The organism is Pseudomonadota bacterium (genome assembly GCA_039028155.1).
Lineage (GTDB): Bacteria > Pseudomonadota > Alphaproteobacteria > SP197 > SP197 > JANQGO01.
On sequence record JBCCIS010000024.1, the window covers coordinates 26,659 to 53,098 of the forward strand.

The following is a 26,440-nucleotide window of genomic DNA, read 5'->3' on the forward strand; positions in this document are numbered from 1 at the left end:
ATGGTGAGTACGCCGCGAAAGATCTGTATCGTCGTCAACAGCAGGGCGAACTACGGACGTATCAAGTCCGTGATGCGCGCCATTCAGCAGCGTGACGATCTGGAACTCCTGACCGTTGTCGGCGCCTCGGCGCTGTTGCACCGCTTTGGCAATGTGCGCGAGATCATGGAACAGGACGGTTTCGATGCCGGTGCGACCGTCTATTCAATCATCGAGGGTGAGAACCCGACGACCATGGCGAAGTCCACGGGCGTCGCGATCATCGAGCTCTCGTCAATCTTCGAGAATCATCAGCCCGATATCGCGCTGACCGTCGCCGACCGGTTCGAGACGATCGCAACGGCCATTGCGGCGAGCTACATGAACATTCCGGTTGCCCACACGCAAGGCGGCGAGGTGACCGGTTCGATTGACGAAGGCGTGCGCCACGCTGTGACCAAGCTCTCCCATCTCCACTTCGCGGCGACGGAACTCGCGCGCGACAACGTCGTGCGCATGGGCGAGGATCCCGCCTCGGTCTATCTGACCGGCTGCCCGTCGATCGATGCTATCGCCGAGATCGACTTCGCGCTGTCCGACGACTTCTTCAAGCGATACATGGGCGTCGGCCCGGATCTCGATTCCAGGGAACCCTATCTGGTCGTCCTGCAACACCCGGTAACCACGGAGTATGGGCAGGGCCTGGCGCAGATACGCGAGACACTGAGCGCCGTGGTCGCGACCGGCATGCAGACGGTCTGGCTGTGGCCCAATGTCGACGCCGGCTCCGATGAGGTCTCAAAAGGTCTTCGCATGTTCCGCGAGGATAACCCGCAGGCACCCATCCACTTTTACCGAAACTTCGAGGTCGAGGACTACGCGCGTCTGATCAACGGCGCACAATGCCTGGTCGGTAACTCGAGCTCGGCCTTGCGCGAGGGTTCGTTCCTTGGCGTACCCGCGGTCAATATAGGCTCACGTCAGAATGGACGGGAGCGCGGCGCAAACGTTGTCGACGCATCGTATGATCGTGACGCGATAGGTGGCGCGGTCCGCCGGCAGCTCGATCACGGGCGCTACGAACGGTCGACCTTGTTCGGCGACGGCTCGGCGGGTGAGCAGATCAGCGCGATTCTGGCCGAGGCCGAGGTCAACGTGCAAAAGCGTCTGGCTTACTGAGATGGCAATGTCGGAGGCAGCCATGGACCAACAGCGTCAGGAACACCTCAGCTTCCTCCGCGAGCGTGTCTTTCAGACAACGACCAAGTGGCCACAGTTCGAGCTGCTGCTCGGCGACATCGTCACCATGGCCAACGAATGTCGGCCCGGCGACACGGTGGTCGGTCTCGAGCGGACGCTTCTCTATGGCGGTATCAGTCTTCTGGCGCCTGTGTTCAGCGATCAGACCTACATCAGTGTCGATTGCAGCCCGTCGTCGGCCGACGAGCGGGGCGCCTACAACAACTGGATGGTCGATGATGATCGTTGCATACGGCGTAGTTACGATCGTCGCGGCGATCCCACGGCAACTGGTCTGGAGGCTGAAACGGCCGACTTGGTTCTGGTGCCGAACCTCGTTCATCATGTTCGCGATCAGCGTGGTTTTTTTGCCGAGATGGCGCGCATCCTGAAGCCCTCTGGCCAGCTCTACATTTTCGAGCCGCTGGTGCGCGAACTCCATCAAAAGCCCGATGACTACGTTCGTTACACGCCGTCCGGCGTCGAAGCGATGTGCGCCGATGTTGGGTTGACCGTGAATCGTGTGAACGATCGCGGCGGTCCGTTCGAGGTGATTTCATACTGTTGGACCCAGGCGCTGGAGTACATTCCCGAAGACGAGCGCGGGCCGTGGCGCGATTGGTTCTACGACCAGCATTTCGCGGAGTTGCTCGACATGGACCGCAAGTACCCCAATAACCTTGTGCGCCAGCATACGAGCTTCCCGATGACGTGGTCGGTCCTGGCGAGCAAGTCGACCGATTGATGTGGCGCGATAAGTCGGTCTTTGCGGTCGTTCCTGCGCGTGGCGGCAGCAAGGGTGTTGCGCGCAAGAACCTCGTCCAGCTGGCCGGAAAGTCGCTGATCGCCCACGCCGCAAGTTTTGTCGCCAATCTGCCCTGGCTTGATGTCGCGATCATCTCGACTGATGAACCCGAGATGCGCGACGAAGCCGCGCGCTTCGGTCTGCGATCGCCCTTTCTGCGGCCCGCCGACCTCGCCGGTGATGCCGCTGAGGCCATTGATGTCTGGCGTCACGCCTGGCTTGCCACCGAAGCCGACCAGAACCGGCAGTTTGACCTCGGTATTTACTTGGAACCGACCAGTCCACTGCGCTCCGCCAACGACGTCGAACGATGCCTGGATGCCGTCACCGAGGGCGGTTACGAAACGGCAGCCACGGTGACGCAGACGCCGCCATCGCACTCTTATCAGAAGAGTCTTGCGATCGACGGAGAGGGGCGCCTCGAGTTTTGTGCCCCCGCTTCCGAACGTCTCAACAGGCGCCAACTTGTGCCGCCGACCTGGCACCGCAATGGGCTGTGCTACGCGGCGCAGCGTCTGGCGATTATTGAGGGCGACGATATCATCGCAGACCGATGTGCCGGTGTCGTTGTCGAACGGCGCACCGTCAACATCGACGAGGCATTCGACTTCCGCATCGCCGAAGTGATTCTGCAGGACGAAGCGAAGACAGCCGGCGTTTCGTGAAGGTTCTTATCTTTATCGATGCGGATCTTGTGGTCCGCCACTTCGTCATGAACGGCGCCTTCTGGGATCTGGCGGCCCAACATGACGTCACCTTCGTGTTTCCCGAACCCGGCCATGTGCGCATGGGTCCGGTGCGGCCGGAAACGCTGGACCTTTGTGGCGCTCACTACGACGAGATGCCGATTGACGCCAAGCGTGTGCGGTTGTGGAGCGAGCTCTTCACCATCGACCGCCTGCGGCTCCGGCCCGGTCGTCAGTTCAAGGCGATCCGGCAGATCTATCGTGGCGCGCAATCGTGGAAAGGCCGGCTGCTTTATCAGACGCTCGCGCTGCCTGGCTTGCGTCAGGTCTTTACGTGGTGGCAGTACCGCCGTCTGGCGGCCAACCCTAACTGCGCGATGGAAGCTCTGTTCGATCGCTATCGTCCCGACCTCGTTGTGCACCCGACGGTGTTGAACGGCCTCTTCATCAACGACCTCGTTCAGCTCTGCGGTCAGCGCGATATCCCACATGTCCAGATCATGAACTCGTGGGACAACCCGTCCAGCAAGCAGGCGATCGTCGGTCAGCCCGATCTGCTGCTGGTCTGGGGCGAGCAGACCGAACAACACGCCATCGACTATATGGGCATGCCCAAGGATCGCCTACGCCGCTTCGGTGCGGCCCAGTTCGAGGTCTATAACGAACCGCCACGCTTGGATCGCGCGGCCTTCTGCCGGATCCACAATATCGAACCCGACCAGCGCATTCTGCTCTACGCCGGATCCAGTAAGGACACCGATGAGTTCGGTCATCTGACCGCGATCGAAGACATGATCGAGCGTGGCGACTTGCCGGGAACGACCGTCGTCTATCGGCCCCATCCCTGGGGCGATGGCGGCCGTGGCGGCCACCGCATCGTCGATCACAACTGGAAACACGTACGGCTGGAGCATTCGATGCTCGGCTATCTCGAGCAGGTCAAGGCGGGCAACACGGAGAAATCGCTGCCGGACTATCGCGACACCCGCGACCTGCTGTGCAACATCGACGCGCTGGTGTCGCCGCTCTCGACCATCATTGTCGAAGCGGCGCGGTTGGGCCACGCCGTCCTGTGTTTTCTGCCCGAAGACGAGGTCGAGGAGGCGCTACACCTGCGCATCGCGATGCCCAGCGTTCACTTCGACGCAATGTATGCGATGCCCGGGGTCATGGTCGCGCGCAGCCGCGAGGCCATGTTGCGTTCGCTGCCCGAGCTGCTCGACAACGCCCGTGACCCCGCGATGATGCAGGCGCTGGAACGGGCAACCCACACGGTCGTCGAGCCCTTCGATGAACCGTGGGGCAAACGTTTCGTGCGCTTGGCCGAAGGCATGGTGGCCGCGTGACCTCACGCGTTACGGGTGCCACCTGCGCCATTACCGGCGGTGCCGGCCTGATTGGCTCTTTCCTCGCCGACCAACTTGTCGATGCCGGTGCCGAGGTCATTGTTGTCGATGACTTCTCAAAGGGCGCGCGCGCGAACATCGCGCACCTCGATGGCAAGGTCGACGTGCGCGAAGTTGATCTGGAGGTCATGGGATCGGCGCGCGAGGCGCTGGCCGGAGCCGCGTACGTCTTCCATCTGGCAAGCCGCGCCTATGGCGTCGGTCACGGCGCCGGGCGTCATGGCGAGATCCTGCGCCACAACGAACGGATCACCGACAATGTGCTGGCCGCGGTCGTCGTGCACAGGCCGGCCCATCTGCTCGTCACCTCATCGTCCTGCGTCTACCCCGATGATGGTCCCGACACGGTATCGGAACTGCCGCTTTTCTCCGGCGAACCGGAGGCCGCCAACCGGGGTTATGGCTGGGCCAAAAGGTTCCTTGAGCAAAAGGCGATCCTGGCCTCCGAAGAGACCGGCGTGCCGCTTACCATCGTCCGGCCTTTCAACATCTATGGCGAGCGCTATGCCTGGGTCGGCGAGTCCAGTCAGGCGATCCCGATGCTGGTCAAGAAGGTGATGGACGGCAACGACCCCGTCATAATTTGGGGCTCGGGCGAACAACGCCGCACCTATCTGCACGCCGCCGATTGCGCGCTTATCATGCGGCGTCTGGTGGAGCGCGACTATACGGATGGGCCGGTAAACATCGGCCTTGAAGAAACCGTGTCGGTGCGCGAACTCGTTGAAACGGTTTGCCGTCTGGCGGGCAGGCAACCGGAGCTGACCTGCGACCGGTCGAAACCGGAGGGTCGGTTCGTCAAGAGCAGCGATCCCACGCGGCTCTTCGAAGCGGTGCCGGATTTCGCGCCGACCGTCGGCCTCGACGACGGCCTCAATCGCATGATCGGCTGGTATCGGTCGACCTTTTCATGAATCTCGTGCCGGACGGCGCCGCCGGCCGCCTGGGGCGCGGCACGGCGGCCATTCAACTCTTCACCAAGGGCGCCTTCGATCAGCGCCTGATCGGTGCGGGCGATGGCCGTGTTCCCCGTGATTTTTTCTATGGGTTTCTGGGATTGATCGCGCGCGGTTATGACGCGCGCTGGCAGCAGACCGACGGCGCCTATGCGGGCGCTGGCGCGTCGGCCGATCACCTGCGCGAGCGTGTGGTCAGCCGGCTGACAGGCTTGAGCCGGCGCCACCGTGTGCTCAAGGAAATGACCGAGGACTGGCGCCAGTCAAAGGCTGCTGTCAGCTTCACCGATCATTTCAGCCTGACCCTCGGCGACTATCTGGGCCGCCAGCCGAAGCGCCCTTTTGCCGCCGGCCTCTTTCATGGTCTTTCGGATATCCAGAATCGGCTACCGGCGCTCGGCCAGATGACCGGTGACCGCTATATCCGGCGCGCGCTGGCCGGCCTCGATCACGTTGGGTTCTTCGGGCCAGCCGACCGCGACGAAGCGGTGCGGCGGTACGGGCTGGAACAAGAGAAGACCAGCATCTACCCGTTCGGCATCGACGCGGATTTCTGGTCGCCGGGCGACGGCGATGCGACACCTGAACCGAACGTGCTGTCGGTCGGTTCGGATCCCAGCCGCGACTTCGCGACTCTTGCCGCCGCACCAATCGACGCGCCGGTGCGCATCATCACCCGGCTCAAGGTCGACGTGCCGGCCGGCCGCGATGTCGAGGTTACCAGCGGCCACTATTTCGAAAGCCCGCTCGACGACGTCGGCCTGCGCGACCTCTACCGCAAGGCGACCGTGGTTGTCGTCACGCTGAAGGACGTATTCCAGCCGACAGGCTACAGCGTCTGCCTCCAGGCGATGGCCTGCGGACGTCCCGTGGTCCTCTCCGATATCAAGGGTCTGTGGGCGCCGGGGCTTTACAAGGACGGCGAGCATTGCCTGCTGGTGCCGCCGGGCGATCCACGTGCCATGGCTGCGTCGGTCAACCGTTTGCTCGGCGATACCGGCTTGCGTGAACGACTGGGCAAGGCTGCGCGTCAGGTGACGCTCGACCACTTTCCACTTTCGCGCATGGATGATGGCCTCGAGGCACTGGTGCTGCGCGCGCCCGGCATGGAACGTCCGTGCCGGGGCTGACCGTCGCCATCGGCTACCACGTGCAGGACGGGCCGTGGGGCGGCGGCAACAGGTTCGCCAAGGCGCTTGGCGCGGCGTTGGAAGCGCGTGGCGACCGGGTCGTCCACGACCTCAAGGACCCGGCGATCGACGCCATTCTGCTGACCGACCCGCGCGCGCGAAGCGCCAACGTCTCGTTTGCCGCCGGCAAGGTGCTGCGCTATCTGGCGCGCCGGCCGGAGGCGATCGTCTTCCACCGGATCAACGAATGCGACGAGCGCAAGGGCACGCGCGACATGAACCGGCGGCTCAAGCGCGCCAACTATGCCGCCGACCACACGATCTTCATCGCCTCCTGGCTTCAGGACCTGGATGTCTGGCGGCGCGAGACACCGTCATCGGTGGTGCTCAATGGCGGCGACACCGCGATCTTCAACAGTCGAGGTGCGGAACAGTGGGATCATCGTGGGCCGCTCCGGCTCGTCACCCATCATTGGGGCGGCAATCGCATGAAGGGTTTCGACGTCTATGAAGAGGTCGATCGCCTGATCGGCACGCCGACGTGGAAGGACCATCTGGACCTCACCTACATCGGCAACCTGCCGCGCGGGTTCTCCTTCAAGAACGCGCGTCACCTGCCGCCGATGGACGGCGACATGCTGGCCGATGAAATCCGCGGCCATCACGTCTACCTGACCGCCTCGATCAACGAGCCCGCCGGCATGCATCATATAGAAGGCGCGTTGTGCGGCCTGCCCCTGCTGTATCGCGACTCCGGCGCGTTGCCTGAGTACTGCACCGGCTTTGGCGAGGTGTTCGAGGACGTACGCACGTTCCACCATGCACTCGGCCGCATGATTCAGGCATATGATGACCATCGGGCGTCGATGCACGACTACGACCATACCGCCGAGCGCATGTGCCGGGATTACTTGGCGGTGATCGACCATCAGATGGCCGAGCGCGACAAGGTGGTCGCCGAACGCCGGCTGTGGCGCCAGCCCGGTGTCGCCATCGCCAACCGGGTGTCGGGCTAGACCATGTGCGGTATCGCCGGCCTAATCGACTGGCAGACCCATTTGGGGCCTGACGCGGCGCGGCGCGCGGTCGAGGCGATGACGGCGCGCCTGGTTCATCGCGGACCCGACGCCGACGGCCTGTGGCATGAGGCCGACGGCATCGCGACGCTCGGCCATCGCCGGCTGTCGATCATCGACCTTAGCGAGACGGGCGCGCAGCCCATGGTGTCCGGCGATGGCGACCTCGTCATCACCTACAACGGCGAGCTCTATAACTACCGCGACATCGCGGACGACCTGCGGGCCGAGGGTGTGGTGCTGCGCGGCGCATCCGATACGGAGGTCCTGCTGGAGGCCGTCTCGTCATGGGGTCTTGAGGCGGCCTTGGAGCGGTCGGTGGGCATGTTTGCCTTTGCGCTGTGGTCGCGCTCGCGGCGCGAGCTGGTCCTGGTGCGCGACCGGCTTGGCAAGAAGCCGCTCTACTGGTCATCCCATGGCGGCCGGCTTGCGTTTGCGTCGGAGCTGACGGCACTGCTCACCCTCGACACCATGCCGCGCGACATCGACCGCGATGCGCTGGCGCTTTACATGCGCCACGCCTGCGTGCCGGCGCCGCGGACCATCCTTTCCGGCATCAACAAGCTGATGCCCGGCCACACCATGACCTTCCGCGATGGCGAACAGAAGAGTGACTGTTACTGGGATCTGCGCGACATCGCCCGGCAGGGCGCGCACCAGCCGCTTGACGTCACGCCGGACGAGGCAGTCAAGACGCTCGACGGTCTGGTCGGTGACGCCGTCGCCAAACGCATGATCGCCGACGTACCGCTTGGCGCGTTTCTGTCGGGGGGAATCGATTCCTCGCTGATGGTCGCCACCATGCAGGCGAGAAGCAGCGCGCCGATCAAGACGTTCACCATCGCCTTCGACGAAGAGGGTTGGGACGAGGGTGGCTACGCGCGCGATGTTGCCGAGCGCCTCGGCACCGATCACCAGGAGCTGCGCCTGGCGCCGGATACCGGCCTTGCCATGGTCGATGACATCGCCGCGTTCTACGACGAACCGTTTGCCGACGCGTCCCAACTGGCGACCTGGCTGGTCAGTCGCCTGGCGCGCGAGGACGTGATCGTCGCGCTGTCCGGTGATGGTGGCGATGAGCTGTTCGCCGGCTACTCGCGCTATGGCTGGGCGACGGCGGCCCATCGCCGTTTCCAGCGGGTACCGCAGGGCGCGCGCCGCGCCGCTGCGGCGCTGCTGGCCGATGCGCCGCTGCCCGGCAGTTGGGGCGATCGGCTGCGCCATCACGCCGGCATGGCGGATGCCGGCGACACCGACGAGCTTTACCGCCGCCTCGTCAGCGCTTGGCGCGAACCCTGTGGTGTCGTTGCCGATGCCAAGGAGCCGCAGGGTATGTTATGGGACCGCAGTTTGATGGGCGACGTTCCCGATCCAATCGCCCGCATGCAGCTGCTGGACGCCATGACCTTCCTGCCCGACGACATCCTGACAAAACTCGACCGCGCCTCGATGGCGGTCAGCCTGGAGGCGCGCACCCCGCTGCTCGACCATCGGATCGCCGAGTTCGCCTTTGCGCTGCCGCGTCACGTGATGCGGCTCGACGGCGAGGGCAAGTGGCCGTTGCGCCAGCTGCTCTATCGCCATCTGCCCAAGGACTTGTTCGACCGGCCCAAGCGCGGGTTCTCCGTGCCGGTTGGCGCCTGGTTGCGCGGACCGCTGAAAGCATGGGCCGAACGACTGATCGATCGGCGCCGTCTCGACGAGGCCGGCCTGCTCAACGCAGGTGCGATCGAGGGCGCCTGGCGTCGGCACCAGGCTGGGCGCAGCGGCTGGGCGAACGCGCTTTGGGCGGTGCTGATGTTTGAAGCGTGGCGTGACAGCCACGGGTTCGCGTGAGGGAAATCTGAGCATGCGCAAGGACGTGATCGCCAGCGCCGACTTTTCCGGTCTTGCCGAACCGGACTTCGTCGAGCGCTATTGGACGGAGGTTTGGCAGCGCCAGGGAACTATCGACGGCGCCGTCGCGAAGATCCCGACGAAGCCCGAATTCCGAGTTATGACGCCCTATCTGGACGCGTTGCCAAAGGGCGCACGCATCGTCGACGGCGGCTGCGGTTTGGGCGACTGGGTGGTGTGCTTGAAGCAGCGCGGCTTCGATGTTCTGGGCATAGACATCAGCCGCGACACTGTGGCCATTCTGGAGGAGCGCTTCCCCGACGTCGCGTTCGAGGTCGGCGATATCCGCGAGACCGGTCTGCCCGACGCAAGTGTCGACGTCTACTTTTCCTGGGGTGTCTTTGAACATTTCGAGGAAGGGTTGGGTCGCTGCATCGACGAGGCGCTTCGGATCCTCAAACCCGGCGGCCATCTCTTTATCACCGTGCCGTTCGACAACATCCGCATGTCACTGAGAGCCTCGTTCGGCAGCCCCGGCGCCTATCGCGAAGCACGCGATGACGAGCGCTTCTATCAATGGCGCTTGACCCGCGAGGAACTGGCGCGCGAGCTCTCCCACGGCGGGTTCGAGGTGCTGGACGTCATGCCCATGCACAAGCGTCAGGGCATGTTGCGATCGTTACATCATGAATTCGGCCTGCCGTATGGCTGGCTATTGACCCGGGGCCTTGCGTTCGGGCTGGCGCCCGTCGTGCCGGGCCGCGTCGTCGCCCACATGTTGATGGCCGTGGCGCGCCGCCCAGATACAGATGGGTGAAATCTGTGGTGATGGCGCCATGTCGCTTAGCGCGCGGCTCGCCTATCTACTCTTTAACGCTGGACGCAACATTGCCGACGCGTTCGTCCCGCTCAGGGTCGAGCGCTGGCGCTTGCCGCCCGCGGAGATCGGTCGGGCGCGTCACCGTCTGACGTCGCCGTCGCGCATCGTCTCCGAACACGCGCTGTCCACCGTCTTGCGCGACTGGGCGCCCAATCGTCCGGTAACCATCATCGATATCGGATGCGGAAGCGGTGGTGCGCGCGAGATGTTCGCCGCTGCCGGGCTCCACGGAACGTATATCGGTGTCGACATCGACGACCGCTTTCAGGCCGATGGCTGGCCGATGTTCGAAAGCCGGTTTGTTCAGGCCGACGCCCATGACGCTGAGCTGCCGATGGCCGATCTGATCTTCTCGTTCTCTGCTCTCGAGCACATCCCGAACGATGGCCGGCTGATCGAGAGGCTGCGCGGATTCGTCAAGCCGGGCGGGCTTCAACTTCACATCCTGCCGGCTGGATGGGCGCTCGCCGCCTATCTCTGGCACGGCTACCGCCAGTATCCCCGCGCGGCGTTGCGCCGGCGCTTCGACTCATCGACCACCCGCGTGATTGCCGCCGGCGGCGTGCCAAGCCTGTTGCTGCATGTCTTCGCCATTGCCGTCCCGGAGATTCTGCTTCGCTTCAACCTTCGCCGGCGCTGGCCCAAGGCCTTCGGCCGTGCCCTGGCCGCCGGCCTGGGCGCCGACCGGTGGCTGCCGGTTGCGCCGACCGGCTATGTCGTCGTCGAGCGCGCCACTTGAGTACAGGTTTTGCGTGCGGCCGCGATCCGCTCTAAAAGGCCGCATCGCATCCGCACTTCGCAGCATTCATGACACAACGGACCGCCCTTATCTTCGGCATCAGCGGCCAGGACGGTGCCTATCTGACGCAGCACCTGATCAACCATGGCTACGCCGTGCACGGTGCCTCGCGCGATGCCGCCAATCGCGGGTTTGACGGGCTCGCCACGTTGGGTGTCAGAGATTGCGTCACGCTACATTCGGTCTCGACTCTGGATCGCGAACAGCTCGGGCAGCTCGTGGCGGAGGTGGCGCCCGACGAGATCTATAACCTGGGCGGTCAGAGTTCGGTCGGCCTGTCGTTCGATCAGCCATTAGAGACGTTCCATAGCAACGTCACCGGTACCGCGAACCTGCTCGAGACCATTCGGCTGTCGAAACCGGACACCCGTTTCTACAACGCCTGTTCAGGCGAGTGTTTCGGCGATCTCGGCGAAGGTGAAGCTGCCGACGAAGCGACGGCGTTTCGACCGGTCAGCCCCTATGCCGCCGCCAAGGCGACGGCGTTTTGGATGGTCTTGTGCTACCGCGAATCCTATGGGCTGCATGCCTCGTCCGGCATTCTTTTCAATCATGAGTCACCGTTGCGGCCCGCCCGTTTCGTGACCCGCAAGATTGTCGCCGCCGCGGCGCGCATCGCCGCCGGGTCAGAGGAAACGCTGACGCTTGGCGATACCACGATCCACCGCGATTGGGGCTGGGCGCCGGAATACATGGAAGCGGTGCGGCGCATGGTGCAGCTCGACGATCCCGAAGACTTTGTCATAGCAACCGGCGTCTCGCACAGCCTCCAGGCGTTTGTCGCAACCGCGTTCGACCATTTCGGCCTCAACTGGGCCGACCATGTGAAAACCGACCCATCGTTCTTTCGGCCATCCGAGATCCGTCAGAACGCCGGCAATGCAGCCAAGGCGGCGCGGCTCCTGGACTGGCAGGCCACGGTTACCATGCCGGAGGTCGTCGCGCGCATGGCAGAGGCCGAAGCGACGGGTCATTGAGCGAACTGCGCCAACTCGCCGCCCGTAACCTGAGAGCCGGACGCTGCGCCTGGCGGCGCGGGCTCCATCTTTGCGGCCTCTACCGGCCACAGCTGGCGCCGGTCAACATCGTCGTCGAACGCGCCGACTGGGTGCTCAAACGGTTCGGCGAAGAGATCGTCGAGCACGTCAACAGCAACCATCCTGGCGCCGCCGCCGTCACCACGGCGCCGGATCTGATGGTCGGCACGACCGTACACTTCGCGTCGCAGTACATGTGGCTGACCTGGGGACCGCATATGTCGCGGTCGAATCGTTTTGTTGTTTCCTTCTTTCACGGCAAGCGTGAAGACGGTGACGATATCGACCGCCACATCGATCTCTTCCTGGAATCCGTGGCCCGGCTGTCGCGTATCGTCACGGCTGCCAGCATCATCGAACAGCGGCTGGTCTCTTGGGGCGTCGATCCCCAGCGTATCGTGCGCATTCCCCTCGGTGTCGACACACAGGTCTTTCGGTTTCCCGATACCCAGCAACGGACAGCGGCGCGCCGGCGCTTCAAGGTACCGGACGGCGCGCTGTGCATCGGTTCGTTTCAGAAAGACGGTGTCGGCTGGGGCGAGGGCAACGAACCGAAGCTCATCAAGGGCCCCGATCTGTTTGTCGAGGCGGTTGCGCGTATCGCTCGCGAAAGGCCGGTCCATGTTCTCCTGACTGGCCCGGCGCGCGGCTACGTCAAACAGGGACTGGCGTCCCACGGCATTTCCTTCCACCACGAATACCTGAAGGACCAGCGCGAACTCACCGCCTGCTATCACGCGCTCGACCTTTATCTCGTCACGTCTCGCGAGGAGGGCGGACCCCTGGCGCTGCTGGAAAGCATGGCGACCGGCGTGCCGGTGGTTTCGACGCCGGTGGGCATGTCGCCCGATGTGATCGACGACGGCAGAACTGGCGGCCTCGCCGACGTTGACGCCGACAAGATCGGCGAGCGCGCTGTTAACCTTCTGGCAGACGCCGATGCGCTCACCGTGCTGAAGGACAACGCACGCGAACGGGTGCTCGCCTGTGACTGGCGCGAGGTCGCACGTCAACACCATGACCTCGTCTACAGACCCTTGATCGGTGAGTTGTCGTGACCGCGTTGCGCGATCCGCTCACCAAACGCCTGGCGCGCGGCGCCTATCGCTTGGGCCTCGGTCTCGAGATATTGACGCGTTCGGGTGAGCACAGTGGCGCGCCGCGCGTGTTCTATGGCGGTACGCGGCCCGGCGACAGTGGCGGCGCGCTGGTCAAGATGCAGCGCCTGGTCGAGTACTTCCCGGAAGACCGTCAGCGCTACAATCTCGTTTACCTGATGAGCAACACGCCTTACCTGCCGCCCTTCGCGCTCGAAACGCTGAAACGCCGCGGCGTGCCCATCGTCTTGAACCAGAACGGCGTCTTTTATGGCGGCTGGTTCGCCGGCGACTGGCAGGCGAAGAACCGCGAGATGGCGGTCGCCTATCACGCTGCCGACCATGTCTTCTGGCAAAGCGCGTTCTGCCGCCGGTCGGCCGACCGTTTCCTGGGCGAGCGCGATGGCGCGGGCGAGGTGCTGTTCAACGCCGTCGACACCAATCACTTCACGCCCGCCGCCGAACGTCCCGAACGCCCGCTGACGTTTTTGGTCGCGGGAAAGATCGATCAGCATCTGTTCTATCGCATCGACTCAAGTCTAAGGGGTTTTGCCGAAGTGCGTCGTCGTGGGCTGGATGCCGCCATGATCATCGCGGGCATGCTGGACAATCGAGCCGAAGAGATGACGCGCGCGCTTATCACCGACTTGGGTCTCGGCGACCGTGTGACGCTGACCGGCGCCTATCGTCAGGCGGACGCGCCGTCGGTCTATCGCCAGGCAGATATCTACGTCATGACGAAACACAACGATCCCTGCCCGAACACGGTGCTGGAGGCGATGGCGTCCGGCTTGCCGGTGATCTATTCGGCCACAGGCGGTGTGCCGGAGTTGGTTGGCGATGAAGCCGGCTTTGGGCTGGCATGCGCGGAAAGCTGGGACGAACCGCACTGGCCTGATTCCGATGCGCTGGCCGACGCAATGCTACGGACCGCCGAAACCCGTGAAACCATGGCAGCTGCCGCGCGCGAACGGGCGATCGCGCTCTTCGGCATCGAACACTGGATCGGGCGTCATCGCACGGTCTTCGAATCACTGTTGGAGAATCGTGCATGAGCCCGGCAACCAAACGTCTCGTTCTGGGTATCGCTGGCGTTTTGGCGTTGCCGTTGCGCTTGATACCGGCCCGACTGCGTCGGGGTTTCCTGTTTGGCGCGATGACCATGGAATCGCGCCTGGGCGCGCCGGCCGACAGCCTCAAGCGTCTCTATGGTCTAAGCGACGACCTCGAACGCCTCATCGCCGACCGCGCCATGGCGTTGGGCGATGGCGTTCATCCCAAACACCGGCTGACCAACTACCACGACTTCTTCGTTACGCGCATCGACGACGGCAAGCGCGTGTTGGATATTGGTTGCGGTTATGGTGCGGTCGCGCGTTCGATCGCCCGGGCGCGGCCAGCCTCGACGGTCACCGGCATCGACATCGAGGCACCGCTGATCGAACAGGCCAAGGCCGCGGACAATCCCGCCAACCTGACTTTCGTCCTGGGTGACGCGCTCAAAGACCTGCCGGACGGCCATTGCGACATTATTGTCCTGTCGAACGTGCTCGAGCATCTTGAGCATCGCGTCGACTTTCTGAAGGGCATACGAACCCGGCTCACGCCCGAGCGTGTCCTGATCCGCGTGCCGCTTTATGAACGCTCCTGGCATGTACCCATGCGCGAGGAGCTCGGCATCACCTATTTCTCCGACCGCACGCACTTCGTCGAACATCGCCTCAAAGAGTTCGAGGATGAGTTGACGGCGGCCGGGTTCGACATCGTCGAGTGCCAGACATTCTGGGGCGAGATCTGGGCCGACTGCCGGCCAGCCCAGGATTGACGATCGTGTGAGCGATGCCTGACGTCAGCGTTGTCCTGCCGTGTTTCAACGCGCATGCGTTTCTTGATCGCGCGCTGGACAGTGTGCGGGCGCAGACGGTTACCGATCTCGAGATCCTGATTGTCGACGACGGATCGACCGATCCCGACACCATCGCTTATCTGGACGCGCTTGATCCGTCCGTTCGCGTCGTCCGACAGGAAAACCGCGGTCTTGCCGGCGCGCGCAACCGGGCGTTCGAAGAGGCAAAGGGGCGTTTTGTCCTGCCATTGGATTGCGATGACTGGATCGCGCCGGATTTCGTTGCCAAGGCGCTCGATGCGGTCGGCGATAGCGACGACGCGTTTGCCTTCGCCTGGCTCGATGTCTTCGGCGATTTCTCGGCGGTGCTTCAGAAGAACTGGAACCTCTATGAGCAGCTTTTCTTCAACCAACTGCCCTATTGCATGTTGATACCAAAGGCGCTGTGGACGCGGGTCGGCGGTTACGACGAGACCATGCGCTGGGGCTACGAGGACTGGGACTTCAACATCCGCCTGGGCCTCGCCGGCGCCCAAGGCCATGTCATGGCCGAGCCGCTGTTCCACTACTACGCCAGCGGCAGCGGCATGTTGCAGACCCTGTCGAACCGGCGTTACGCGGAACTGTGGGCGGGTATACAGGCGAAACACCGGGAGACCTATCGGTTGGGGTCCCTGCTGAAGATGAAGAAGGCATGGGCGGGGCGGCCGTCGACCTATCCGCCGACGCTCCTGCTCTTGTGGTGGCTTGCCTTTCGCGTCCTGCCGCGCCCGCTCTTCCAGGCGCTGTTCGACCGCCTTCTGCGTCACTCTCACGTGCGGCGCACGGCCGCCGCCTGACGCCCCGCCATGTGCGGCATTGCCGGCCAAATCAATCTTGGTGGTCTCGACCGCGGGACAATCGCGCCCCGGCTCGACCTGGCGGTGGCGCGCCTGAAGGCGCGCGGCCCCGACGCCAACGGCACGTGGTTCGACCGTTGCGCCGCGCTCGGCCATACCCGCCTCGCCATCATCGATCTCAGCGAGGCCGGCGCCCAGCCGATGACCGAGGACGGTCTCGCGCTGGTCTATAACGGCGAGATCTATAATCACGCCGAACTCCGGCAGGAACTCGAAACGCTCGGCCACCGGTTTCGTGGCCAGTCTGATACAGAGGTGCTGTTGAAGGCGTGGCGCCAGTGGGGCGCTGCCGTGCTGCCGCGGTTGAACGGCATGTTCGCGTTCGCGCTATGGGACGGCAGCGAGCTCGTCCTGGCCCGCGACCGCTTTGGCAAGAAGCCGCTACTCTATGCCGGTGATGGCCGGCGTCTGACGTTCGCTTCCGATCTCGTCGCGCTCGAAAGCCTCGAGGCGACGCAACGCCCTGTCGATCCAGCCGCCTTGCGGCTCTTCTTCGCGCTGCGCTATCTGCCGGAACCCTGGTCGATCGCCCAGGGCGTGCGTCATCTGGCACCCGGTCACCTCGCACGGTTTTCGCAAGACGGCCTCAGGGTCGAAAGCTGGGTCACGCCGCCCCCGGCTGGCCCTTACGCCGACGAAACGGAGGCCGCACGGGACCTCGCCGACCGTTTCGATGCCGCCGTTGCCGCGCGTTTGGTCGCCGACGTACCTGTTGGTGCCTATCTCTCCGGCGGCGTCGACTCCGGTCTCGTCACGGCTGCCATGGTGCGTCACGCGCGCGATGTCAGAAGCTTCACGGTAGGCTTCGCCGGCGTTCCCAGCTATTACGAGGAACGTCCGGCCGCGCGACGTGTCGCCGATCATCTGGGTCTTGATCATACGGAGATCGAGGTCAGCCCGGACGATGCGCTTGCCGCGATCGAACCGATGTTCGACGGCCTGGACGAGCCGTTCGCCGATTCCTCCGCGCTGCCGTCCTATATCCTGGCGCGTGAAACCCGCCGGCACGTGACCGTCGCACTCTCCGGTGACGGCGGCGACGAGGTGTTCGGCGGCTATCGCATGTATCAGGGCGAGTTCTGGGCCGGGCGTTATGGCGCCTTGCCCGGTTGGCTGCGCGAGGGTCTGATCGAACCGGTCGTTGGCGCTCTGCCGGACGGTAAGGGATCACGGCTGACCGATCAGGCGCGGCGCCTGAAGCGTTTTATCGACCACGGCGCCAAGCCGGCGATCGCGCGACGCGCCGGCCTTGCGCGTTTGCTCGATGAAGGCGAACTGGACGTGTTGATGGCCGTACCCAGCGAAGCGCCGACGGTCGAACAGCTATTCGCCATCGCGAGGCGCGACGCGCCGGCCGACGATCCGTTGACTGCGCTTTTGATTGGCGATCAGGTGCTGGGCCTGCCCGGCGACATGCTGGCCAAAGTCGATCGCACCTCGATGGCGGTGAGCCTCGAGGTGCGGTCGCCGTTTCTCGATCCCCATGTCGTCGCCTCGGCGAACGCCATGCCGGGTCCCTGGAAACTCAAACCTGGCCAAGGCAAGGCGATCCTCAAAAAGGCTTTCTCGGACTGGCTGCCGGACGATGTCTTCAGCCTGCCGAAGAAGGGTTTCGAGTTGCCGATCGATCGCTGGCTGACCGGACCGCTGGACGATCTCACGCGCCGGGCCGTAGACCGAGGTCGGTTGGAGCGCCAGGGACTGATCAAGCCGGACCTGCCGGCGCGCTGGTATGACGATCTGAAGTCCGGCCGCCGCGATACCGCATGGCACCTTTGGGCGATGATCAGCTTCGCCGCCTGGTCGGATCGGCGCGAGGCCGGCTGGTCATGAAGATCTGTCAGCTCTGCGCGGTCGACTTCACGATGTACCGGTTCCTGTTGCCTCTGTGCCTCGCCATGCAGGAGGCCGGTCACGAGGTCGTCGCCGTGTGCTCGCCGGGACCGTTGCTCGACCGTGTTGAAGCCGCCGGCATTCGCTGCCGTCCGGTCGTCATCGAGCGAAGCATGAGTCCGTTTGCGCAGAGACGCTCGGCGGCAGCGCTGAAACGCCTCTTCAAGGATGAATCGTTCGATCTCGTCCACGTCCATACACCGGTCGCCAGTCTGGTCGGGCGCTACGCCGCATGGCGCGCCGGCGTTCCGCATATCGTCTACACGGCGCACGGTTTCTACTTTCACGAAAACATGGCGTGGCCGAAGCGCAGTCTGATCATCGCACTGGAGTGGCTCGCGGGCCGCGTGACCGACGTGTTGTTGACCCAGTCTGAGGAGGACGCCGAGACCGCGCTTCGCCTGAAGCTGACCCGTGCCCGCATCGTCGAGGCGATCGGCAACGGCGTCGACACGGCAAGGTTCTCGCCCGGCGATGGCGACGTGCGCCGACGCCTTCGCGACGACCTCGACACGCCGGAGGACGCCGTCGTCGTCATGATGACGGGCCGGTTGGTCGCCGAGAAAGGCTACCCCGAACTGTTTCACGCCATGGCCGGTGTCGATGCGCATCTGTGGGTCGCGGGCGACCGACTGGCGAGCGATCACGCCGATGCCATCGATGACGCGTTGGATCGTGTCGCGGCCGACCCGATGTTGGCCCCGCGCGTTCATTTGCTGGGTCAGCGCGACGATGTTCCCGATTTGCTGCGTGCCGCCGATATCTTCACGCTGCCGTCTCATCGCGAAGGCATGCCGCGCTCGATCATCGAAGCCATGATGACCGGCCTGCCGGTCGTCGCGACCGATGTCAGGGGCAGCCGTGAGGAAGTCGTCGACGGCGAGACCGGACTGCTGGTGCCGGTCAAGGATGCGCGGTCACTGCAGAACGCCCTTGCGCGCTTTGCCGACGACCCGGCGCTTCGCGCGCGCATGGGTGAGGCCGGCCGGGAACGGGCCTTAACGCTCTATGACGAACAGCAGGTCATCGAGCGTCAACTCGAGCTGTTGGGATTGAAGACGAGCTAACCGGCGACTACGCGGTCTCGCTATCGCCGGCGGATTTCTTTTTCCGCCGGCTTTTCTTTTCTTTCGGCAGGACGGTGATCGCCCATTTGATGGTGGTGGATTCGCCGTTCAAGCCACCGCTAACAACGATCTGGCTGGTGCGGCGCATGGTACTGCCGCCCAGATAGATCGAATCGGCGACGGAGACCACGCCGCCCTGGGCGCGGAACCGCCAGCCTTCGCCCGAGCCCAGGCGCATCAGGACGCTGGCGCCGTCGCGGATCGCGGCGGCCTGGACATCCGGGTGCAGGTGAAAGCGCAGGGTGAACTGTTCGCCGCCCGGCCCTTCGGCGATGTCCTCGCCGCGCAGATCGGTGCCGTCGGCATTCATGAAAAGGCGCCGGCGATGCATCAGCCGGCTGTTCGCGCGGTAGCCGTCGTGGCTCATGGTAAGCCACGTCGCGCCTTCCTGTTCGTCTCGTTCGATCGCGATCTCTTTGGGCGCGCGGCCCAACGTGCCATCGGCGCGGAACTCGACGGCGTTATTGTCGTCGATGCCAAGGGTCGAATGCGCCGCCGTCGCACGGCACGCCGCCCGCCACTCGGTGTTCGGGCCGCGATAGGCGCCGACATTCACGATCATCCGTTCGCGCCCAATGCTCATCTCAAAGCTCAGGGGCCCGGCCTGGGCCTCGCCGGCAAAGTCGGCCGGCGGCGGCGTACCAGAATCGACCAGCAACAAGGTGCGCCGGGCGACGATCCGTTCGTAACCGGTCTGGAGCGCGCGCGACGTCGGTTTGCCGGTCGCCTGACCCAGCGCGAGCACGTTGTCGATCAACTCGGCCTGCTCCTCCGACGATCCGTTGAAGAGCGCCAGCCCGCCATCGCCATGACGGTAAAAGCGCAGCATGGGCGCGGTGCGGTCGATCGCCAGTTGCAGCCAATCCGGCGTCGGTTTCTTGGCCGCGATCAGGGCGAAGCGGATCTCCACGAGGTCCCGCATCAACTGGAACTGCACGCTCGGGTTCCGTTCGGCCTGGCCGCCGTCGGGCAGCGACTGCCGGTCAAGCTCGTGCTCCAGCAGACGCAGGCCCTGGGGCAGACGTCGTTCGGCGCCCGGCAGGGTCATGCCGGCGTAAAGCAGCGCCTTGACCGCGGCGATCCGGCCGATGCCCTCGGGCCCGTGGCCGACGACGCGGGCCAGGTGGCGGGTCTGTTCGGCCAGGCTCTGCAGAAAGCGGCGGCGGAACAGGATGTCGGAGCCGTTCAGCAGAAAACCGCCATGGGTCAACCAGGCCGCCAGGCGCCGGCCCAGAATGTCCGGGCGCCAGCAGAAGCGTTCCCAGCTGCCGCATTCGGCCATCCAATTGGCGCAGGCGTGTCGCGCCGCGCCACGTGCCTCGCCGCCCAGTTCCCGCAGATCGCGCAGCCATTGGAAGCCGTGCAGCTCGGCGACCCAACCGTCCCATGCTTCCGGCGGGTACCACTCGACACTGCCCGGCTTGCCGTCAAACTGCAGGGTCTGGCCGGCAAACCGCCAGGTGCCCTGCATGATCAGGCGAGCGCGTTCGGCATCGCCGGGCCAGGGATCGGTCGGTGCCTGGGCGAGCCGCTCGGGCTGGCGTCCGCCCAGGGTGAAGCGGTAGAGCGGACTGGCGAACGCAATCGCGCGCAGTGAATCGATTGGTCCACGCATAGCGCGCCGACGGCGCCGCGCGATCTCGCCTCCGCTGGCCATCGGGACGGCTTAGCCGCGCAATGTGGCGATATTGGTCGCGTAGGCCGCCGCGTCGCCGGTGAAGACGGCGCTGCCGGCAACCAGCACGTCGGCGCCGGCGGCAATGACCTGGGGTGCGGTCTGAGGCGTGATACCGCCGTCGACCTCCAGGTCGATGTCGCGGCCGGTCGCATCAATCTTTGCACGCAGCGCCATGATCTTGTCGAGCGTCGAGGGGATGAAGCTTTGACCGCCGAAGCCGGGATTGACGCTCATAACCAGCACCAGGTCGACAAGATCGAGCACGTGGTCAACCGCGTCGGCCGGCGTTGCCGGATTGAGCGAGATGCCGGCCTTCTTGCCGAGTGCCTTGATGCGCTGAAGCGAACGGTGCACGTGCGGGCCGGCTTCTGGATGCACAGTCAGAATGTCCGCCCCCGCATCGGCAAAGGCGTCGAGCATCGGGTCGACGGGGCTGATCATCAAATGGACATCGAATGTCTTGGCGCTATGCGGGCGCAGCTTGGCAATCACTGGCGGGCCGATGGTGAGGTTGGGCACGAAGTGACCGTCCATCACGTCGACGTGGATGTAGTCCGCGCCGGCCTGATCGATGGCCCGGATCTCCTCGCCCATCGCGGCAAAGTCGGCCGCCAGGATGGAAGGCGCGATGCGAATAGCTTGTGGCATGACGATGAGGTAACAGGTTAGCGAATCCGCCGCAAGCGAACGGCATAGAAGCCATCCAGCCCGCCGCGTTCGGGCCAATGGCAAGGCAGGGTGCGCAGCGCACCCGTGCCATCGATAAGGTCAGGATCGCCGCCGGTTTCGGCCGGTGTGACGGGCACAATCTCGACATCGTCACAGCGCGCCAAGAGTGCTTCGGTCTGCGCCGCGCTCTCGTCTTCCTGCAGGGAGCAGACCGCGTAGACCACCAGACCGCCGGGCCTGACCATGCAGATCGCATTGTCGATCAGGCGTCTTTGCAGGTCGGCCAGGCGTACGACGTCATCCGGGCGTTTGGTCCGGGCGATATCGGGATGGCGCCGGATGGTGCCGGTGCCGCTGCATGGCGCATCGATTAGAACTGCATCGGCGGGCATTTCCGGTTGCCACGTCGTGGCGTCGGCGCTGATGGGTGTCGCGGTCAGCGAAAGCCGCTTCAGGTTCTCCTCCAGGCGCGCCTGGCGGCGGTCGGAGAGATCGACCGCGGTCACCTTGCCGCCGGCCGCGACGAGCTGGGCCGTCTTGCCGCCGGGCGCGGCGCACAAGTCGATTACCGACTGGCCGGCGACATCGCCGAGCAGGCGGGCCGGCATTGCTGCCGCGGCGTCCTGCACCCACCAGCGGCCCTCGGCGAAGCCCGGCAGGTCGGTGACGTCGCCGCCCGCCTTGAGACGCAGGGATCCTGTCGGCAGGCGCTCGGCCTCCAGGCGGCGGGCCCATTCATCGCCGTCGCTGACAACCGTCAGGTCAAGCGGCGCGCGGGTCAGATGGGCCGCCCCGATCGCGCGTGCCGTCGCCTCGCCATAGGCAGTCGTCCAACTATCGAAGAGCCATTCGGGTGTGTTGAGCAGGATTGCATCCTGGGCCTCTATCTTGGTTGGGCCTTCGCGCTGAAGTCGGCGCAGCACGGCGTTGACCAGCTTGGCGAAGGGCGGACAGACATCTTTCGCCAGATCGACGGAGGTCGAGATCGCGGCGTGCGGCGCCAGATCCAGAAACAGGAGCTGCGCCACGCCGATGCGCAGCACCTGGCGTGCCATCAACGCGCGCTTGGGCAGGCGACGCTCCAGGCAGGAGCGGATGAGGTCATCGATCTGGCCCAGACGTCGCAAGGTTTCTGATGCGACGGCGCGGGCCAGCGCCCGATCGCGCAGTTCGAGTTTGCCGAAGACCTTGTCTGTCTCGAGCACATCGTCGAGCGGGCGGCGGTGATCGAGCACGGACCCGACAGCGCCAAGTGCCACCGCCCGGGCATTCTCAGGCGTCACGCGCCGCCCTGACGCACGGCGAGGTGACAGTGCTCACGACACAAGACCTCTTGCCAATGATCTCGGCCGCCACCGCCGGATGTCGTCCATTTGGTCATGGCGCCATAGTGCCGTGACGGTGAGGTGCCGGCTAGCCCCACGGCCCCGCGGCGCCGGCCATGGCGCGCAAGCGCGCGACGCGCTCGGCGGTGCGCGGGTGGGTACTGAACAGGCTATCGACGCTGTGCGCGTGCAGCGGATTGACGATGAACATATGGGCGGTCGCCGGGTTGTCCTCGGCCTCGCGGTTGTCGATGCGCGAGCCACGCTCGAGCTTTTCGAGCGCCGAAGCCAGCCATAGCGGATGGCCGCAGATCTCCGCGCCGATCTTGTCGGCTTCGTACTCACGGGTCCGGCTGATCGCCATCTGCACCAGGCCGGCTGCCATCGGCGCCAGGATCATCATCAAGAGCACGCCGACGATGCCGAGCGGATTGTTGCGGCTGCCGCCGAAGAACATGGCGAAGGAGGCAAGCATGGTCAGCGCGCCGGCAATGGTCGCCGTGATTGTCATGATCAGGGTATCGCGGTTCTTCACATGCGCGAGTTCGTGCGCCATGACACCGGCGATTTCCTCCGACGTCATGGCCTTCAACAGCCCGGTCGTCGCCGCGACGGCGGCGTTCTCCGGGTTGCGTCCGGTGGCGAACGCGTTGGGCTGCGGCGTGTCGATAATATAGACCTTGGGCATCGGCAGCTCGGCGCGCTGGGCCAGCTGTTCGACGATGCCATAGAATTCCGGCGCGTTCTGGCGGTTGACCTCGCGCGCCTTGTACATCCTGAGCACCATGGAGCCGGAGTTCCACCAGGCGAATAGGTTCATGCCGCAGGCGACAACCAGCGCGATCAGCATGCCGGCCTCGCCGGCCAGCAGGAAACCCGCGCCGATGAAGAGCGCGGTCATCGCCGCCATCAACATGAAGGTCTTGATTTGGTTCATGTTCTCTACCGTTCCTATGCCCCTTTTTTCTTGGACATGCATGTGGGGATGGCGGTGCCCGCCGGTCAAGATGCTGGGCCGCCGATTGGACCCAAGGCCCTCAATCCACTACCCTGAGGCGGAAGGGTGAGAAGCGATGCCCGAGGTCATGGAGAGCGAAAAGGCCCGCAAACGCCGCGAAGAAGCAGCCATGCTGCGCCGTGCGGCGCGATCGACGACGCCCAGGGCCTATCAGACTCCCGCAGCCAACCGGCCGAAGACGTTCGATCACGACCCGACAATCGATGCGCAAGAGACCTATACCAACTTGTTCGGCGCGTTTACGAGCGGTACCACGCTGCGCGAGCATATCGCCAACGCGATGGTGTTGGGCGCCAATCTGTTCGCGTATCTTCTGCTCGCCACCATATTGAGCCTGGCGCAGTGCTCCCTGTGGTATGAACCCGGCATGTACTCCGATCCCGATCGCGTTCAGACAATCGGCCGATAAGCATGAGTGACGAAAAGAAAACACCTGACGAGACGGGCAAGAAGCCCGCGACCCAACGTTTGGGACCGGACGGCAAGCCGCTGCCCGAGGAGGTCGGCGGACCCAAGGGTCCGGAGCCCACGCGTTATGGCGACTGGGAGGTCAACGGTCGGGTCTCCGACTTCTGACCGGCATGAACAATGTCGGGCGCTTGTGCCGCCAGGGTTTGCTGGCAGCGACACTGCTGCTTGGCGCATGCGCTGATCGTCTTTCCGATGCCTCGCTGCCGGACAACCCGGATGTGCAGGAGACCGTGCGCCTGGCGCGTGAAGGCGACCCGATCGCCCAGACGGTCATGGGCAACCTCTATGAGACCAATGTGTTCGGTGCGCCAGACTATCGGCGCGCGGCAGCCTGGTACATGGAAGCGGCGCGCCAGGACGATGCGCTGGCCCGGTACTTCCTGGGCAACCTCTATGAGCGCGGCCTGGGCGTCGACCGGGACTACGCGACGGCGGCGGCGCTCTATAAGTCGGCCGCCGATGGCGGCAACACGAGCGCCGCTTTCAAGCTCGGCTACTTCCACGAAAAAGGCCTGGGTGTCGTCCAAGACTTTGCGGCGGCCCGGCGCTGGTATGACGTGGCCGAGCAGGGCTGGACCGGCCAGCGGGTTCAACCGTTGCAGCCGGAATATCTGGTGGTGGCACCGGCCGCCGGTCCGAGTGAGCCGGAGACCGTGACGCTGGTGCCGGTTGCCAGCCTGGCCTCGCTGCCGGTCACCTTCCAGCCGGCAGACAGCGCGACACCGGCGGACCTCGCCAGCACCGCCACCGCGGAGGCGGCGCCAGCACCCGCGGCTGCGCCGGGTTTCTATCTTCACCTGGCGTCACAACGCGAGCAGAACGATGCGATCGCAGCCTGGCAGGAAGCGCAAAGCCGGTTTCCCGATCTGCTCGACGGCCTGACCGTGGCGCTCGCCAAGCTCGATCTGGGCGGCGGTTCCGGCGTCTATTATCAGGTGCTGGCCGGACCGATCGCTGCGGAGGAAGACGCCGACATCATCTGTGCGCGCCTTCAACCGCAGGATCAGTACTGCGACCCCATTCCGCTGACCGACCTACCTTAACCGAACGAAATCTTGGTCAGATGGTCCGGTTGTGGGACGCCTTCCTTCAGGCGATCGTCGTCGATCGGTGGGTCGATCACCGTGCGCACCGGCACGACGCCCGCCCAGATGTCGAGGGCGTAATCCTCCTCGTCATCGGACGGGCCGCCGACCCGGATCTTGGCCGAGGCTTCGTCGATCTCCATACCAACCACGGTGGTTGCCTTGAGCTCTTGGTCCATCACCGGCCTTAAGGTTGGCCAGCGCCCGGGAGTGATGTGATCGACAAAGGCCTCGAGTGAGGCGAGCTTGGCGGCCTTGTCCTCCACGATATGGGCGTGGCCGAACAAGGTCGCCGAGCGGTAGTTGATGCTGGAATGCATGCCCGACCGCGCCAACACCAGCCCATCGAGATGGAAGATGTTGACGCAGACCGGGATGCCCGTCTTCACCGTGCGCAACATGCGGCTTGCCGACGAGCCGTGCCAATAGAGATGATCGCCTTCGCGCCACATGCTGGTCGGCGTCACGTAGGGTTCGTCGTCGATGATGTAGCCGACCGTGCCCATGATCGCGGCATCGATAACCGTGTAAAGCGTGTCGCGGTCATAGTGGGCACGTTCATGCAGGCGCTTGACCCGCGTCTTCTTGCTGGGGGTGAAGTCGTTCATGCGTTTATCCAGGTTTGCGGCCGGAGAAGATCGCGTGGCCGGCTCTTAGCCAATGCACGTCGACATCAACGAGGCCCGCTTCCTTCAGCCAGGTGAGTTGATCGAACAGCGTCGAGGGCTGGTCGACCGGGTCGGGTTCCGGCACGCCATAGTGGTTCCACTCATCCTCGCGGAAGAAGTCGAGCATCTTCTCGTTGCCATCGAGGGCCAGGGACCTCTCGCGGACACCGTCGTCCCAATGGCGTGCCCACAGGACCTTGGTCTCCTCCGTGCGCGGTTCGACGAGGTCGCAGATGACAAAGACGCCACCCGGCGCGAGCGCCGCGGCAATGTCCTTGGAGAGTTGCGCCTTGCCCGCGTCATCCAGGTGGTGGATCGCCAGCGACGACACCACCGCATGGAACGGCTGATCGAACTGGCGCCAACTCGTGTCGGCGATGTCGAACAGTTTGGTCGTGTGCTGATCGCCATGTTGACCGAGCTTCTTGGCGGTCGACGCCAGCATGGCTTCCGATCCGTCATAGGCGTGGACCGTGGCGTCAGGAAAACGGGCCGCCAGGGCTTTGGCCAGCAGGCCTTCGCCGCTGCACAGCTCTAACATGTGCACCGGGGCGCCTGGCTCCGGGATCACACTGACGACGGTGTCGATCTGCACATCACGTTCCGGCACGAAGTAGGCGCCGTAATCGATGAAGTGCTGGGAATCGTCTTCGGACCAAACGGTTCCGTCTTTTGTCTCGGCCATGATTTTATCTCCAATGCGTTCGTCTGTCGGTTTCGGATGAATCCAGCCGGCAGACGAGCCAACGCCCCGTCAAGCCAGCTGCGGGCAGATCGCCCAACGGGTTCGTCGTACGGCTCAGCGCCGTCGTCGCATCATACGATGTTAGGTGGG

26 protein-coding genes are annotated in these 26,440 nt (G+C 64.6%); 20 read left to right on the forward strand and 6 right to left on the reverse strand.

Translation table 11 applies throughout. The features are described 5' to 3' along the window. The 17 genes from neuC to AAF563_14040 all read left to right on the forward strand — a co-directional run bounded on the left by neuC (position 1) and on the right by AAF563_14040 (position 18,631). Positions 1-1,158 carry a UDP-N-acetylglucosamine 2-epimerase gene (gene neuC / locus AAF563_13960; GenBank protein ID MEM7122384.1) on the forward strand — a complete coding sequence of 386 codons (1,158 nt, stop codon included), beginning with the start codon at positions 1-3 and terminating at the stop codon, positions 1,156-1,158. A gap of 22 nt (positions 1,159-1,180) precedes the next feature. Further along, a complete protein-coding gene (locus AAF563_13965) occupies positions 1,181-1,963 on the forward strand; it encodes a methyltransferase domain-containing protein (protein MEM7122385.1) in 783 nt (260 codons plus the stop codon). Next, positions 1,963-2,688, forward strand: coding sequence for an acylneuraminate cytidylyltransferase family protein (locus AAF563_13970; GenBank protein MEM7122386.1), 726 nt, complete (start codon positions 1,963-1,965; stop codon positions 2,686-2,688). The genes AAF563_13965 and AAF563_13970 overlap by 1 nt, the downstream gene beginning before the upstream one ends. Beyond that, positions 2,685-4,055, forward strand: coding sequence for a hypothetical protein (locus AAF563_13975; protein ID MEM7122387.1), 1,371 nt, complete (start codon positions 2,685-2,687; stop codon positions 4,053-4,055). Before AAF563_13970 ends, AAF563_13975 begins: the two co-directional genes overlap by 4 nt. Further along, positions 4,052-5,029: an NAD-dependent epimerase/dehydratase family protein gene (locus AAF563_13980; GenBank protein ID MEM7122388.1), complete on the forward strand. Its 978-nt coding sequence runs from the start codon at positions 4,052-4,054 to the stop codon at positions 5,027-5,029. Before AAF563_13975 ends, AAF563_13980 begins: the two co-directional genes overlap by 4 nt. Next, positions 5,026-6,201 carry a glycosyltransferase family 4 protein gene (locus AAF563_13985; protein ID MEM7122389.1) on the forward strand — a complete coding sequence of 392 codons (1,176 nt, stop codon included), beginning with the start codon at positions 5,026-5,028 and terminating at the stop codon, positions 6,199-6,201. The genes AAF563_13980 and AAF563_13985 overlap by 4 nt, the downstream gene beginning before the upstream one ends. Next, a complete protein-coding gene (locus AAF563_13990) occupies positions 6,189-7,217 on the forward strand; it encodes a hypothetical protein (protein ID MEM7122390.1) in 1,029 nt (342 codons plus the stop codon). Before AAF563_13985 ends, AAF563_13990 begins: the two co-directional genes overlap by 13 nt. Positions 7,218-7,220: 3 nt before the next feature. Then, a complete protein-coding gene (gene asnB, locus AAF563_13995) occupies positions 7,221-9,113 on the forward strand; it encodes an asparagine synthase (glutamine-hydrolyzing) (protein ID MEM7122391.1) in 1,893 nt (630 codons plus the stop codon). Between the two features lie 13 nt (positions 9,114-9,126). Beyond that, positions 9,127-9,930, forward strand: a complete 804-nt coding sequence (locus tag AAF563_14000) for a class I SAM-dependent methyltransferase (GenBank protein MEM7122392.1) — start codon at positions 9,127-9,129, stop codon at positions 9,928-9,930. A 19-nt stretch (positions 9,931-9,949) separates the two neighbouring features. Continuing rightward, a complete protein-coding gene (locus AAF563_14005; GenBank protein MEM7122393.1) occupies positions 9,950-10,732 on the forward strand; it encodes a class I SAM-dependent methyltransferase in 783 nt (260 codons plus the stop codon). Positions 10,733-10,800: 68 nt separating this feature from the next. Further along, the gene (locus tag AAF563_14010) at positions 10,801-11,769 is read left to right on the forward strand and encodes a GDP-mannose 4,6-dehydratase (GenBank protein ID MEM7122394.1); all 969 of its coding nucleotides are present in this window, start codon (positions 10,801-10,803) and stop codon (positions 11,767-11,769) included. Continuing rightward, positions 11,766-12,887: a glycosyltransferase family 4 protein gene (locus AAF563_14015; GenBank protein ID MEM7122395.1), complete on the forward strand. Its 1,122-nt coding sequence runs from the start codon at positions 11,766-11,768 to the stop codon at positions 12,885-12,887. The genes AAF563_14010 and AAF563_14015 overlap by 4 nt, the downstream gene beginning before the upstream one ends. Beyond that, the gene (locus AAF563_14020; protein MEM7122396.1) at positions 12,884-13,981 is read left to right on the forward strand and encodes a glycosyltransferase family 4 protein; all 1,098 of its coding nucleotides are present in this window, start codon (positions 12,884-12,886) and stop codon (positions 13,979-13,981) included. Before AAF563_14015 ends, AAF563_14020 begins: the two co-directional genes overlap by 4 nt. Beyond that, entirely contained in the window at positions 13,978-14,751 is a 774-nt protein-coding gene (locus AAF563_14025) for a methyltransferase domain-containing protein (GenBank protein MEM7122397.1), read from the forward strand. The genes AAF563_14020 and AAF563_14025 overlap by 4 nt, the downstream gene beginning before the upstream one ends. A gap of 14 nt (positions 14,752-14,765) precedes the next feature. Further along, complete coding sequence (locus AAF563_14030) at positions 14,766-15,611, forward strand: glycosyltransferase family A protein (protein MEM7122398.1); 846 nt, start codon at positions 14,766-14,768, stop codon at positions 15,609-15,611. 9 nt (positions 15,612-15,620) lie between these two features. Next, positions 15,621-17,504 carry an asparagine synthase (glutamine-hydrolyzing) gene (asnB, locus tag AAF563_14035; GenBank protein ID MEM7122399.1) on the forward strand — a complete coding sequence of 628 codons (1,884 nt, stop codon included), beginning with the start codon at positions 15,621-15,623 and terminating at the stop codon, positions 17,502-17,504. Beyond that, positions 17,438-18,631: a glycosyltransferase family 4 protein gene (locus tag AAF563_14040; protein MEM7122400.1), complete on the forward strand. Its 1,194-nt coding sequence runs from the start codon at positions 17,438-17,440 to the stop codon at positions 18,629-18,631. Before asnB (AAF563_14035) ends, AAF563_14040 begins: the two co-directional genes overlap by 67 nt. 7 nt (positions 18,632-18,638) lie before the next feature. Here AAF563_14040 and AAF563_14045 read toward each other — a convergent pair whose 3' ends face one another. From AAF563_14045 to htpX, 4 genes are all read right to left on the reverse strand, one after another. Continuing rightward, on the reverse strand, positions 18,639-20,348 hold the full coding sequence (locus AAF563_14045; GenBank protein MEM7122401.1) for a heparinase II/III family protein: 1,710 nt from the start codon (positions 20,346-20,348) through the stop codon (positions 18,639-18,641). A 9-nt stretch (positions 20,349-20,357) separates the two neighbouring features. Then, positions 20,358-21,017 (reverse strand): ribulose-phosphate 3-epimerase, encoded by a 660-nt coding sequence (rpe, locus tag AAF563_14050; GenBank protein MEM7122402.1) that lies wholly within the window; start codon positions 21,015-21,017, stop codon positions 20,358-20,360. A 17-nt stretch (positions 21,018-21,034) separates the two neighbouring features. Next, entirely contained in the window at positions 21,035-22,321 is a 1,287-nt protein-coding gene (locus AAF563_14055) for a transcription antitermination factor NusB (GenBank protein ID MEM7122403.1), read from the reverse strand. A 130-nt stretch (positions 22,322-22,451) separates the two neighbouring features. Beyond that, positions 22,452-23,300 (reverse strand): zinc metalloprotease HtpX, encoded by an 849-nt coding sequence (gene htpX, locus AAF563_14060; GenBank protein ID MEM7122404.1) that lies wholly within the window; start codon positions 23,298-23,300, stop codon positions 22,452-22,454. Positions 23,301-23,436: 136 nt separating this feature from the next. Here htpX and AAF563_14065 point away from each other — a divergent pair, with 136 nt between their 5' ends. Genes AAF563_14065 through AAF563_14075 form a run of 3 tightly spaced genes read left to right on the forward strand, consistent with a single transcriptional unit; the run spans position 23,437 to position 24,895 of the window. Next, positions 23,437-23,790, forward strand: coding sequence for a hypothetical protein (locus AAF563_14065; GenBank protein MEM7122405.1), 354 nt, complete (start codon positions 23,437-23,439; stop codon positions 23,788-23,790). 2 nt (positions 23,791-23,792) lie between these two features. After that, complete coding sequence (locus tag AAF563_14070) at positions 23,793-23,957, forward strand: succinate dehydrogenase assembly factor 4 (protein ID MEM7122406.1); 165 nt, start codon at positions 23,793-23,795, stop codon at positions 23,955-23,957. Positions 23,958-23,962: 5 nt separating this feature from the next. After that, on the forward strand, positions 23,963-24,895 hold the full coding sequence (locus AAF563_14075) for a tetratricopeptide repeat protein (GenBank protein MEM7122407.1): 933 nt from the start codon (positions 23,963-23,965) through the stop codon (positions 24,893-24,895). Here AAF563_14075 and AAF563_14080 read toward each other — a convergent pair. Further along, positions 24,892-25,545, reverse strand: a complete 654-nt coding sequence (locus AAF563_14080; GenBank protein ID MEM7122408.1) for a pyridoxamine 5'-phosphate oxidase family protein — start codon at positions 25,543-25,545, stop codon at positions 24,892-24,894. The two genes, AAF563_14075 and AAF563_14080, sit on opposite strands and share 4 nt — an antisense overlap. Positions 25,546-25,549: 4 nt before the next feature. Then, positions 25,550-26,290, reverse strand: coding sequence for a class I SAM-dependent methyltransferase (locus AAF563_14085; GenBank protein ID MEM7122409.1), 741 nt, complete (start codon positions 26,288-26,290; stop codon positions 25,550-25,552). Positions 26,291-26,440 lie beyond the last annotated feature (150 nt).